The organism is Nocardia sp. FBN12 (assembly GCF_054031145.1).
The window spans coordinates 5,003,429-5,015,519 of record NZ_CM132926.1 but is presented as its reverse complement, the minus strand read 5'-3'; the positions used below and the strand labels follow the sequence as shown (position 1 = coordinate 5,015,519).

Genomic DNA, 12,091 nt, shown 5'->3' with positions numbered 1-12,091 from the left:
CCCGGAGAACGCGTCCTTTTACTGGGCCCGCCGTGGTTCCGGCATCGCGCACGCCAGCCCATCGGCCATCCCGGTCGGCTGCACACCGAGACCTTGGTTGAGCCGGGCCCGCTGGTTCTCCCACGCGATACTCGCCGCCAACTCGGCCAGCTGCGCCTTCGACAGATGGGTGAGCAGGGTTTCGCGCAATTCGTCGATATCGACCGCCGGAGTAACCGTCATCGCCTCCGCGAACGCGATCACCAACTTCTCCAGCTCGGTATATGCGTCACTGGTCTGATACCAGTGCAGATCGGTGAGCTGCTTCTCGGTCAACCCGGACGTATGCGCCAGCGCCGAAGCGATATCGAGACAGAACTGACAGGCCACCAGCCCCGCCGTCTTCAGCTCAGCCAACTCTTTGAGCCGAGGATCGAGCCGGTTGCTGAACAATAACGCCGTCTCATAAGCCACGGTCGCCACCCCGATCTGCGGCCGCCGCCCGAGCCACCCCGCCAGGTCACCCCGATTCCGCCGAGCCTGCCCGATAACCTTGGCGTACGCCCGAATTCGCTTGGCCACCCGCATCGAAAACACCTCTTCGTGTCGACGGTTCGCTTATCTAGGAACCTACGCCGGGAGACAGCGAAACCCCAGGGCTCGGCAGCCCCTGAATGATGGGTCGGATCACAGTCCGTTCGGGGGACGGTTTCAGTGCGAGGCGGCGACGACCACATCAACGAGCGCGGTGACCGCCCGCGTGCAGTCGGCGCGGGCGTAACCCAGCAGCCGCGTCTCGTCCGCGTCGGGTTCGTAGGCCAGCGTTTTGCCGCGGCCTTGGATGATGGCGCCGTCCGGAAGCAGGGGGTGTTCCTCGTCGCGTTCGGTGATCACACGCTTGCCGCCCGCGGCGTCGACGACCATCTGGAAGAACTCCCGGTAGGAAAGGTTCTGGTCGCCGACGAGATACGCGGTGCCCGGTGTCGCGTTGCGCAGGGCACCCGAGATGGCCTGCGCGAGCGACGCGGCGGACATGAAGTTGGTTCCACCGATCGGGGCGAAGTCGGGGATGTCCGGCTCGTTTCCGGCCGCCCAGGAGATCATCCGCCGATAGCGCCGGGCTGACGCGCCCGGCACCGCACCGATGATCGACGGCGGATTGAGGGTGGAGACGGTGAACGATTCGTCCGCGAGCGCACGGGCGCCTTCGTCGGCCGCTTGCCGAGCCGTGATGTAGGGGTTGCCGGCCGCGAGGTCTGGTCGCAGCTGGTGGTAATAGCTCCCGACCTGCACGAAGCGGCCAACGCCAGCCTCCTTGGCGAGCGCGGCGAAGCGTGGCACGCCGACGCTCTGGGTGTTCTCCCAGAACGTTCGGTCTTCGTCCTCGGACTTCTTGTGCCGTACGTCCTGCCCGGCGGCGAAGACGATGCCGTCGAACCCCGACAGTTGCGCACGGGTGAACGAGGGCACGGTGTAATCGCCCGTCAGGAGCGGAAAGTCGGCGACCGGCGAATCGTCGGGTACCGAACTTCGAGCCGCCACGGTGACGTCGTCGCCTTGCGCACGCAGGTGGAGCGCGGCGTGCGCGCCGATCATGCCCGTGCCGCCGATGATCAGAATCTTCATGGTGAGGTGCCTTTCGGTGGTTTCGCGGGTCAGGGATTGCGGGGGCGGTTGGTCCAGCCGCCGGAACCGCGCGGCACCCAGCCGCCGGCGGCGTGGGTGCCCCCGTCGACGTGGACGGTGCCGCCGGTGACGAAGCGGGACAGATCGGAGGCGAGAAAGAGCGCGACCCCGGCGACATCGTCGGGCTGCCCGGGGCCGCCGAGCGGCGACCAGTTCGGCCACAGCGGCCGGTCCTCCTCTGGGATGAGCGTCGCGTAGGGCACCTGCACCGATTCGATGAGGTCCGGAGCGATCGCGTTGACCCGGATACCGGAGGGGCCGACCTCCGCGGCCAGCGACCGGGTGAACTGGGTCAGCGCCGCCTTGTACGCGGAGTACACGGTGTGGCCGGGAATCGCCCGGTGGGCCTCCACGGTGGTGAGGTTGATGATCGAGCCGCCTCGCCGCTCGATCATGCCCGGCAGCAACTCCTGCGTCAGACGCAGGACATGGGCGAAGTTGATCTCGTGCAGGTCGTCCCACAACGAAGGCGCGTTGGTGGCGAACGTGTGCGGCGGCCGTAGGTAGTGACCGACATTGTTGACCAGGACATCGGGACGGTGCTCGACGATTTCGGGTGGGCACGTCGTCGCCCGCACGTCCCACTCGAGCGCTGTGATCGAGCCGCCTGCCGAGCTGTCGAACTCGAGCGAACCGTTCGGTTCGAGATCTGCGACAAGAACGTCGGCGCCGTGCGCGGCGAACGCCCGTGCGATCGCGGCACCGATAGCCGCGCCGCCACCGGTGACGACCGCGCGCCGACCGGCCAGCATGGCGCCGGGAGTGAAGGGCATGAGATGGGGCATGGACCGATTACAGAATGTCCGCCAGCGGGCCGACAGCCATTATCCCGGCAGGTGGAAGAACTCGTCGGCGCGTGAGCGCGATGTGCTACCCATGACGGGAATTCTCGCGAACCGAAGGAGCCCGGATGCGACCACACAGTTCCGGCGACGCACCGACCGGAGTTCTGCAGCGAGCCGCACTGATCCTCGACGCGTTCGATGGCGCGGACTGTCTCAACCTGTCGCAGATCGTCGCCGCCACCGGACTGCCACGATCCTCTGTGCACCGCATGCTGGAGCAACTGGTCGCGCTCCAGTGGGTACACCGTGACCACATGAACTACCAGCTGGGCATGCGCATGATCGAACTGGGGGCGACAGCCGCCCAGCAGAACTCGCTACGCCGGGCCGCGCTGCCCAGCCTGCGCTGGTTGCATCAGACGACAGGATGCATCGTGCACCTGGGCGTACTCGACGGCGCCGATGTGGTGTACCTCGAGAAAGTCGGTGGGGAACTCGTTCCCAGCATCAGGTCACGAGTGGGTAGCCGCATCCCCGCGCATTCGTCGACGATCGGGAAAGCGTTGCTGGCTGTCGACGGGTCAGCCCGCGTCGGCTCGCCGGACATCCAGCGTGTGCGTGAATCCCGCATCGCCTTCGGGCGCGAGCAGTGCATGAAGGGCTTCAGCTGCGCCGCCGCCCCGATCGGGCAGATAGACCACGAAGGCGCCGCCGCCGTCTCGGTTTTCGGTTCGGCCACCAAGATCGGCCCCGACAAGCAGCTGAGGCTGGCGGTGCAGACCGCGGCAGCCGACATCTGGCACCGGGTGCACGCTCCCCGGCAGGGCACGCGGGCGGCCCGCTCTCCCCGGTATCGGCACAACCGGGTGGGCGCGTAGCCACGTTCTCCCAGCAGCCAGTTCAGCCATGATCCGCCGGCGCGCGGTCAAGTGCGCGAAAGATCCCGATGAATGGGAAACCCGGCATTTGTTTCGGGCGAATAGCTGCTTCTGTGTGAGACGCGACACTCCGAATTCCGGTTCTTCGGCATACCTGAATTGGCGTTCGCCACGATGAAAGGCATTTCCACCCATGCGAATCCGATCTTTTAGATTGTCCATTGCGGTCATGGCGGCCGCGGTCGCGGCCACCACCGCTACCACCGGCGTCGCGTCCGCCGATATCGACCTCGGCAGCTCCGGCAGCAGCTCCGGCAGCAGCGGCGAGATGGTCATCACCCTGGTGCGCCATGCCGAGTCGCTCGGTAACACCTCCGGCCTGGTCGACACCAAGGTGCCCGGACCCGACCTGACCGCACGCGGCCGGACACAGGCAGACAATCTGGCCATCCAGCTGGCCGACAAGAACTACGACTGCGCCTTCGCGTCCAACATGGTGCGTACCGAGCAGACCGCGGCACCGACCGTCGCCAAGCAGGACCTGAGCCTCGACATTCAGCCCGGTTTCCGGGAGATCGAGGCAGGCCAGTACGAGGGCACCCCGGAGGCCGAGGCGCTGTCCGGGTACCTACAGGCGCCGATCAAGTGGCTCTCCGGCGACCTGAACGCCCGGATCCCAGGCTCCATCGACGGCAACGAGTTCGACGGCCGCGTCGATCAGGCACTGCTCGATGTGCAGCGCCGCGGCTGCGCCAGCCCGGTGATCTTCTCGCACGGCGGCACCATCATGTTCTGGTCGATGATGAACGCCGACAACGCCGACAAGAACAAACTCGGCACCGATCCGATGCGCAACGGCGGCCGCGTCGTTCTGAAGGGCAGCCCGCAGAAGGGCTGGACGATTGTCGAGTGGGTCGGCCACCCGGACCTGGGCTGACCCACCCTCCCGCGCCCCGGATGTCACCGACGCAATATGTGCCCCCACAGGGACTCGAACCCTGACTGTGCGGATTTTAAGTCCGCTGCCTCTGCCAATTGGGCTATAGGGGCGTCCCGGATAGCGTAGCGAATCGTACGGGTGTACCGGAATCCTGTTGGTCGACAAGGTCGGCCCGGCGTGTCGGAACGGACCACGCCGGGACCGATCATGTCATCGAAGGGGCTGGTCAGTCGCCACTCGCGGCCTTTTTGCCGAGGATCGAGTGGCGGCGGCCATAGGCGAAGTAGACGGCGAAGCCGAGGGCCATCCAGATCACGAAGCGCAGCCAGGTTTCCACCGAGAGGTTCACCATCAGCCACAGGCAGGACCCGACGGCCAGGATGGGGATCAGCGGAACCAGGGGGACGCGGAAGCCTCGGGGCAGGTCGGGGCGGGTGCGGCGCAGGATGAGGACGCCGACCGACACCAGCACGAAGGCGAACAGCGTGCCGATGTTGACCATTTCTTCCAGCGTGCCGAAATCGACGAAACCGGCCAGCACGCAGCAGACCACGCCGACGATCACGGTCAGGCGCACCGGCGTGCCGCGCTTGCCGGTGTGGGCGAGCCAGCGGGGCAGCAGGCCGTCGCGCGACATCGCGAACAGCACGCGGGTCTGTCCGAGGAACAGCACCATCACCACGGTGGTGAGGCCGGCCAGGGCGCCGATGGAGATGACGTTCTTGGCCCAGTCCACGCCGTGGATCTCGAATGCCGTTGCCAGCGTGGCGTTCTCGCCCGCCAGATCGGTGTAGGGCACCATGCCGGTGAGCACCAGCGTCACCGCCACGTAGAGCACGGTGACGATCAGCAGTGAACCGAGGATGCCGCGCGGCACCGCCTTCTGCGGGTTCTTGGTCTCCTCGGCGGCGGTCGCCACGACGTCGAAACCGATGAACGCGAAGAACACGATGCTCGCCGCGGCGAGCAGGCCGTACCAGCCGAAGCTGGTGTCACCCGCACCGGTGACGAACTGGAACAGCGTCTGGTGCAGCCCGCTGGCGCTTTCCTCGGCAGGCTGCGACGGCGGGATGTACGGGCTCAGGTTGGAGGCCTTGAAGTAGGTGATGCCGAGCACGAGCACCAGCGCGATGACGGCCAGCTTGATCGCCACCGCGACCGCCGACACCCGCGAGGACACCTTGGTGCCGACGGCGAGCAGCACACCGAGCACCGCGAGCAACAGCACCGCGCCCCAGTCGAACGTGATCGACCCGAATTGCACAGTGGCGGAATCGAATCCGAATACCGTGCCGAGATACTGCGACCAGCCCTTCGCGACCACCGACGCGGCGAGCGCGAATTCCAGGATCAGATCCCAGCCGATGATCCACGCCACCAATTCACCGAAGGTGGCATAGGAATAGGTGTACGCACTACCGGCGACGGGCACGGTCGATGCGAATTCCGCATAACAGACCGCGGTGAGACCACAGGCGATGGCCGCGAAAACGAATGCCAGCGATACCGACGGCCCCGCGATATTGCCCGCGGTGCGTGCGGTCAACGTGAAGATGCCCGCGCCGACGACAACGGCCACACCGAAGATCGTGAGATCCCAGGCTGTCAGATCTTTGCGGAGTTTGGAATCGGGATCATCGGTATCGAGAATCGACTGCTCGACGGATTTGGTGCGGAACAACCCGCTGCCTCGGCTGGGCGATCGGCCCACCCCTGGAGCGTCCTGCGGTGTCGGCACGGTATTTCTCCTTCTGCTGCGAAAATCGTAATCGGGGATTACCCGGAAATCAGGTCAGTGCACGCCCTGCATACGACGCTTGATCCAGGGCGCACACGCGACGACGACGAGACCGGCCACGATGGCGGCGCCACCGCTGAACCCGAAGTAGGCGGTCTCGCTGTCTGGGCTGTAGAAGCGGGCCAGCGTGCCCGCCATCGACGTGCCGATACCGACGGAGAAGAAATACAGCGCCATCATCTGCGAGCGGAACGCGGCGGGCGCGAGATGTGTGGTCACCGCGAGTCCGATGGGCGAGAGCAACAGCTCCGAGACGGCGAAGCCGCCCAGGATCACGAAGACCGCGAGGACCGGCACTGTCTTGCCGTCGAACCCGCTGAGCAGCGCGAACAACCAGAACGCGATGCCCATGCCGATCACGCCGAGCGCGAACTTGATCGGCGTGCTCGGCGCGCGATTGCCGAGCTTGGTCCACATCAGCGCGAACAGCGGCGAGAGCGCGATGATCCACACCGGTTCGACCGAACCGATCCAGCTGGCGGGGGCCTCCCAGCCGAAGATCCGCCAGTCGACGCGCTCGTCGGAATACACCGCGAGCATGGTGAACATCTGCTGGAACAGCGACCAGAACACCGCGTTGGCGAGGAACAACGGAATGAACGCGACAACCCTGGTCCGCTCGACCTGGGTCACCTTGGCGCTGCGCAGCATCACCGCGAAGTAGACGATCGAGGCGACCACGATGACGCCGGTGGTGACATCGGAGAGATTCTCGAGGGTGACCAGCTTCGTCAGCACGGCGACCAGCACCACGACCGCGGCGACCGCGACCCCGATCAGTATCGGGGTGAGTTCGCGGCGGGTGATGGGATTGGGCACCTCGCGCCCGTGGGTTCCGAGATTGCGGCGGAAGATCACGTACTGGGCCAGGCCGAGCGCCATGCCGATCGCCGCGGCCCCGAAGCCGACATGGAAACCCCACTCGCGCTGCAACAGGCCGGTGAGCAGCGGGCCGCAGAACGCGCCGATATTGATGCCGAGATAGAACAGCGTGAAGCCACCGTCGACCCGCGCGTCCGTCGGGGCGTAGAGGGTGCCGAGCAACGACGACGCGTTCGCCTTCAACCCGCCGCTACCCAGCGCGACGAGCACGAGGCCGACGCCGACGCCGGCCAGCCCAGGCAATACCGCCAGCGCGAGATGTCCGGCCACGACCACGACACCGCCGTAGAAGACCGTCCGCTCCATCCCCAGCACCCGGTCGGCAATCCAGCCGCCGAGCACGGTGGACAGGTAGACGAGGCCGCCGTACGCGCCGACGATGCCGAGCGCGGTGCTCTGGGCGATGCCGAGGCCGCCCTCGGCGGTGGAGTAGTACAGGTAGTAGCCCAGGATGGTGAGCATGCCGTAGAAGGAGAAACGCTCCCACAGCTCGACGCCGAACAGGTTGGTCAAGCCGATGGGATGACCGAACAGGGTGTGTTCGGCCGCCGCGTCGGCGGGGTCCGGCGGGTCGCCGAGCCGTGTTTCTTCCGTGGACATGACGGCAACGATCCCACGCCGAAACGGTGGACAGCAATTTTCCCGCATCATCGCGGCTTCGGCGTGCCGCGCCCGGTGGGCCGGTGCGAACACGTCCGGCGGCGGTCGCCGAGACGAATTACGCTGGGGTGAGGAGGATCCCGCGACGGACGAGGAAATCAGACGTGCTGACAGCCGAGGTGACCGTGCCCGTGCGGCCCGACCGGGCGTTCGCGACCCTGGCCGACGGCTGGCTCTACGCGAGCTGGGTGGTCGGTGCCTCCCACATCGGCAAGGTCGACCCGGACTGGCCCGCCGTCGGCAGCCGCATCCACTACCGCTTCGGGCTGTGGCCGGTCCTGATCAGCGATACCACCGAGGTGCGCGCGATCGAGCCGCCGCACCGGCTCGAATTGGAGGCGCGGCTGTGGTCGGTCGGCTCGGCGTGGATCACGCTCACGCTGGTGGAACAATCTCCGGGACACACGACGATCCGGATGGTCGAGCGCGCTGCCCGCGGACCCGCGCAGCTGATTCCCGGGGTGGCCCAGGATCTGCTCTTCGCGGCTCGCAATCAGGAATCCCTGGATCGGTTGGCCGATTTGATCCGGGCACGTTCGCAGAATGAATGACTCGATCGAAATGCCGAGGATTTCGCGCCGAAATCAGCTGAATGGAATTCCCGGTCGCAGCAAGCACTGGCCGCGTCAGCCGGATTGACGCCGTGGCCCAACAGCTCGGCCACGGCGGATCCATCAGCTCGGCTGGGGTAGGTCGCAGTTGTCGACCTTCGGATTGGCGCCCACGTAGTTCAATGGGCCCGCGATTATCGTCACCGCGATGGTGCCGAGGGTCGCGCAATTCTGGTCGCGTTCGGTGTAATAGCCGCGTTGGCCCGCGGCCAGGATGCCGATCAGTAACCACACCAGCACGACGATCGAAATGATGCGAGAGCTACTGCCTGACATGGCTTTTCCTCTAGTTCGACGGATTCTGCGCATGATCAGTAGTAGTGCCGACGGCCGCCGACAGCGCGCCCGGTGCTGCCGATCAAGGCCAGCACGAGGCCGACCACTAGGAGGATGACCCCCACCGTGCTGAGAAGGGATATGCCGAATACGAGTCCGGCTATGAGAAGAACTGCGCCGAGAAGAATCATCAGAGCTCACCTTGTTCGGTGTCGGGACTGTGGAATACCGGTAGGCATCCACACTGGCCGCATGCCCGGTTTTCCCGATCCGAAACAGGTTGTGCCGCAGAGGATGGGTCTGAGCCGCCGTGGTCGAGCACGGCGGCTCAGGGACGGGTCAGCGGGCGAAGATCGGCAGCACGGCCGAGCCCGACGAGGGCGGGGGCGCGCTGGAGCCGAGGTCGGCGTCGAACGAGCCGGTGCCGCTGCCCGCGTCGACCGAGCCCATCGAACTGCCGGTGGGCGGACCGATCTGGACCGAACCCGAGGGGAACAGGTCCCAGTCGGCGCCGCCGATCGCGTTCGCGGTGCCCGCGGTGCCGAGCAGGGTTCCCGCGGCGAGCACGGCCAGCAGGCCTGCCCTGGCGGCGGTGGATTGACGGATGGACATGGGTGATACCTCCGAGAGCTTCGCTGTGATAGCCCCCAGACGGTAACTGAAACATGTTGATTTCACACCAGATCGGCTTGGTTCCGCTAGGCCTGCGGCCGCTGACCCACTTCCATCTGCACGCGATAGCGGTCGGCGCGGTACCAGCTCTGGGTGTGTTCGATGGGCAGCTCCGCGCTGAACGAGACGCGGTCGAAGTGCAGTACGGGACCGCCCTTCTTGACCCCGAGCAGGGCCGCGACACCGGCCTCCGCGGCCTGGGCGTCGACCGTCTGCACGGCTCGTTCGATCGGCCTGCCGTAGCGATCGGCGGTGGTCCGGTAGATCGAACTGGTGAGGTCGTGTGAGATCAGGCCGGGGACGAGTTCGGGATTGAACCAGGCATCGTCGACGCTGATCGGATCCTCGTCGGCCAGCCGCAATCGGCGCACGTGATAGGCGAGCACGCCCTGGGGCAGGCGCAGCGCGCGGGCGGTGGCCTCGGGCGCGATCGCTTCCTCGGCGACGAGCACCAGGGTGGTCGGATGGTGGCCGAGCGCGCGCATCTCCTCGGTGAACGAGGCCAGGTGCAACCGCGATTGCACGGGCCGGTGCGCGACGAAGGTGCCTTTGCCGCGAACCCGGACCAGATACCCTTCGTTGACCAGCTGACCGACGGCCTCGCGCACCGTGATCCGGCTGACGCCGTAGTCCTGCATCAGGTTTCGTTCGCTGGTCAGCAGATCGCCGGGCTGTAGCTCGCGCGTGCACTTCTGCAGCAGAATCGCGCGTAGCTGTTCGTGTTTGGGCACTGCGCTGTCGCGCAGCGGTGCGGGCATCGCCAGTGGCTCCTTTTTCCTGGTAGGCCGACCGGTCCCTACTGGTCCTATCCGGTTGATTCGAGAGTACGCGACCGGCGCCTCGGAGCCCAGAGATCTGCCACGCCTCAGCGGATGCCCGGCGTACGTGGGTCGGTGCCGATGCATCCCAGGATGACGCATCCCGGCGGCGAATCAGCGAACGGGGCCTTCGGCGTCTCGCCGAGGCAGTCGAGGAAGTTGCAGCCGGGGTAGGCGTACGGGCCGACGCCGAGGGTGCCGAAGAAGGCGTCGGGCCGGGCGATCATCGGGTCGGTCACGCTCACGTCGGGACGTTCCCGATACGGACCGGGATCGGGGATCTGCTGGTCGCGGAACGCCGAGACGAGTGTGCGCAGCACGTCGTGGGTGTAAGTGGTCGAGGCGCCCACCGTCGCGACACCGGTCCAGTTCAGCACCAGGCCCAGGCTTGGCACGATGAAGCTGTCGTTGCGCAGCATGCCCGACATCTTCACCGCGTCGTCGGGCAGTCCGGGAAACTCGAGGCGACACGGTGCGCCGTTGAGCACGAACAGGAATCCGTAGCAGGGCATGCTCGCCGATGGCGATACCGCAGCCCGCATGTAGTCCTCGGAGATCACCTGCTGAGCGTTCCAGTGCCCCCGATTACCTACGAGCAGACCGAGTTTCGCGAAGTCGTCCGGCGGCAGCACCAAATGCGCGTGGCCGTAGGTGTTTCCGGCGCGGTCGCGGGCCCAGTAGTAGTCGCCGCGGGCGATGCCCAACGGGTCGAACAGCTTTCGCTGGGCGAAGGCCTGGAAGTCTTCGCCGACTGCCTGCCCGATGACATACACGAGCAGGTCGACCGCGCGCTGGCTGTAGCGGAACATCGTGCCCTGCGGGCGCTCGATCGGCATCGCGAGTGCCTGCGCGACGACATTGGGATCGAGCTGCGCCAGCCCGGTCGCGCCCTCGGCGGCAACGGCGACCTCCATGCCGGAGGACTCGGTGAGCAGGTTGCGCACGGTGATCTCACGGTGCGCGGCGTCGCCGAGACCCGGCGGCAGATAGCGGCCGATCGGCTCGTCGATCCGGAGCCGTCCCTCGTCGACGGCCGCCCCGGCGACCAGGGCGACGACGCTCTTGGTCCCACTCCACAGATTCCACGCCACCCCGCCGGATTCGGCATTGCGTGGGCCGGTCGCGATCAGGCAGTTGTTGCGATACAGCTGGATATTGAACCGGGTCACGTCGGTGGCGCGCGCCATCGCCGTGGCGAGCACGGCGGGGTCGAGCGCGGCTTCGGCCGGTGTCGCGGACTGCGGGGTACGGCCGGTGGTGACCTCGCACTGTTTCGCGGTGACCGGGTCGGCATCCGCCGGGCCGGAATGCCAAGCCCCCAAAAGTAGGGTCAGTGCGGTAATCGTCGCTGCCACAACATATTTCGGATAGTGCACGTAACCCTCCAGTGGTGTCGGGAGGGGAATCGTGAACGGTCACGTTCTTGTTACGAGCGATCAGCTGCCGTACGGCGTGCACACCCCGATCGCGATGTCCTTGGACGCGTTGAAGGTGTCGATCACACCGTTGAGTTCGTCGGTGGCCGCCCTGCGCTCGAGGGTGTCGGCGAGGATGTTGGTCTTGGCGACGTAGTCGCGCAGCGGCTCGGCCAGATCGGGGATCACATCGCCGGTGATCCGGCGATCCAGATCCTTGGCACTGTTGCGCAGAGTGGTGACCGCCTCGGTGGCCTTGGCGTCGGCATCGGGCGCCTGATCGTTGGAGGCCTCGATGTAGGCGTTGAACGAGCCGACCGAGGTCTTGTTGGCCGAGCGAAGGCCGTCGCACGCGGTGTCGTTGGCCGCCTCGATCTTCGCCGCCCGCGACGACGATGCCGCCGCCGACGAGGCCGCCACCTCGGAGGTATACGAGGCGAGCTCGCCCTGGTTGACCTCGGCGGTGCCCGGCACCTGCTTGGAGCAGGCGCCGATGAAGATCACTCCGGTCACGGTCGCCGCGATCGCGGTCCCGAGTCCCAGCCGTTCCAGTACTCGCATTTCTCTCTCCTGCCTCGAGATTGCAGGCACCGGTTGGGCCGGAGCCGAACATATCGACCGTACTGGCTGGTTCCGGGTGATGTCAGGTCACGGTGGCGATTTCGATGACGAACTTCCGGCGCGGCGCCGG

14 protein-coding genes and 1 tRNA gene are annotated in these 12,091 nt (G+C 66.5%); 3 read left to right on the top strand and 12 right to left on the bottom strand.

Annotation, left to right across the window (positions count from 1 at the left end):
• Positions 1–18: 18 nt before the first annotated feature.
• The 3 genes from ACWZHB_RS23805 to ACWZHB_RS23795 form a co-directional block, all read right to left on the bottom strand.
• Positions 19–567: a carboxymuconolactone decarboxylase family protein gene (locus tag ACWZHB_RS23805; RefSeq protein ID WP_427904049.1), complete on the bottom strand. Its 549-nt coding sequence runs from the start codon at positions 565–567 to the stop codon at positions 19–21.
• 123 nt (positions 568–690) lie between these two features.
• Positions 691–1,605: an NAD-dependent epimerase/dehydratase family protein gene (locus ACWZHB_RS23800; protein WP_427904048.1), complete on the bottom strand. Its 915-nt coding sequence runs from the start codon at positions 1,603–1,605 to the stop codon at positions 691–693.
• A 29-nt stretch (positions 1,606–1,634) separates the two neighbouring features.
• On the bottom strand, positions 1,635–2,450 hold the full coding sequence (locus ACWZHB_RS23795; protein WP_427904047.1) for an SDR family NAD(P)-dependent oxidoreductase: 816 nt from the start codon (positions 2,448–2,450) through the stop codon (positions 1,635–1,637).
• 125 nt (positions 2,451–2,575) lie between these two features.
• Between ACWZHB_RS23795 and ACWZHB_RS23790 the strand changes: the two genes are divergently transcribed.
• Complete coding sequence (locus ACWZHB_RS23790; RefSeq protein WP_427904046.1) at positions 2,576–3,328, top strand: IclR family transcriptional regulator; 753 nt, start codon at positions 2,576–2,578, stop codon at positions 3,326–3,328.
• Positions 3,329–3,557: 229 nt separating this feature from the next.
• Positions 3,558–4,265, top strand: coding sequence for a histidine phosphatase family protein (locus ACWZHB_RS23785; protein WP_427904045.1), 708 nt, complete (start codon positions 3,558–3,560; stop codon positions 4,263–4,265).
• Positions 4,266–4,304: 39 nt separating this feature from the next.
• Here ACWZHB_RS23785 and ACWZHB_RS23780 read toward each other — a convergent pair.
• From ACWZHB_RS23780 to ACWZHB_RS23770, 3 genes are all read right to left on the bottom strand, one after another.
• Positions 4,305–4,378: transfer RNA gene (locus ACWZHB_RS23780), tRNA-Leu, on the bottom strand.
• Between the two features lie 116 nt (positions 4,379–4,494).
• Positions 4,495–6,006 carry an APC family permease gene (locus tag ACWZHB_RS23775; RefSeq protein ID WP_427904044.1) on the bottom strand — a complete coding sequence of 504 codons (1,512 nt, stop codon included), beginning with the start codon at positions 6,004–6,006 and terminating at the stop codon, positions 4,495–4,497.
• 54 nt (positions 6,007–6,060) lie between these two features.
• Entirely contained in the window at positions 6,061–7,548 is a 1,488-nt protein-coding gene (locus tag ACWZHB_RS23770; protein WP_427904043.1) for a peptide MFS transporter, read from the bottom strand.
• Between the two features lie 164 nt (positions 7,549–7,712).
• Here ACWZHB_RS23770 and ACWZHB_RS23765 point away from each other — a divergent pair, with 164 nt between their 5' ends.
• Positions 7,713–8,159: an SRPBCC family protein gene (locus ACWZHB_RS23765; protein WP_427904042.1), complete on the top strand. Its 447-nt coding sequence runs from the start codon at positions 7,713–7,715 to the stop codon at positions 8,157–8,159.
• Between the two features lie 123 nt (positions 8,160–8,282).
• On the opposite strand, the gene ACWZHB_RS23760 is transcribed toward ACWZHB_RS23765, so the two are convergent.
• The 6 genes from ACWZHB_RS23760 to ACWZHB_RS23735 all read right to left on the bottom strand — a co-directional run bounded on the left by ACWZHB_RS23760 (position 8,283) and on the right by ACWZHB_RS23735 (position 11,961).
• Positions 8,283–8,495 carry a hypothetical protein gene (locus ACWZHB_RS23760; RefSeq protein WP_427904041.1) on the bottom strand — a complete coding sequence of 71 codons (213 nt, stop codon included), beginning with the start codon at positions 8,493–8,495 and terminating at the stop codon, positions 8,283–8,285.
• A gap of 35 nt (positions 8,496–8,530) precedes the next feature.
• Positions 8,531–8,686 carry a DUF6131 family protein gene (locus ACWZHB_RS23755; protein ID WP_427904040.1) on the bottom strand — a complete coding sequence of 52 codons (156 nt, stop codon included), beginning with the start codon at positions 8,684–8,686 and terminating at the stop codon, positions 8,531–8,533.
• 148 nt (positions 8,687–8,834) lie between these two features.
• Positions 8,835–9,107: a hypothetical protein gene (locus ACWZHB_RS23750; protein ID WP_427904039.1), complete on the bottom strand. Its 273-nt coding sequence runs from the start codon at positions 9,105–9,107 to the stop codon at positions 8,835–8,837.
• 86 nt (positions 9,108–9,193) lie between these two features.
• The gene (locus tag ACWZHB_RS23745; RefSeq protein WP_427904038.1) at positions 9,194–9,925 is read right to left on the bottom strand and encodes a GntR family transcriptional regulator; all 732 of its coding nucleotides are present in this window, start codon (positions 9,923–9,925) and stop codon (positions 9,194–9,196) included.
• A 107-nt stretch (positions 9,926–10,032) separates the two neighbouring features.
• The gene (locus ACWZHB_RS23740) at positions 10,033–11,340 is read right to left on the bottom strand and encodes a serine hydrolase domain-containing protein (RefSeq protein ID WP_427904037.1); all 1,308 of its coding nucleotides are present in this window, start codon (positions 11,338–11,340) and stop codon (positions 10,033–10,035) included.
• Positions 11,341–11,421: 81 nt separating this feature from the next.
• Positions 11,422–11,961, bottom strand: coding sequence for a hypothetical protein (locus ACWZHB_RS23735; protein ID WP_427904036.1), 540 nt, complete (start codon positions 11,959–11,961; stop codon positions 11,422–11,424).
• Positions 11,962–12,091 lie beyond the last annotated feature (130 nt).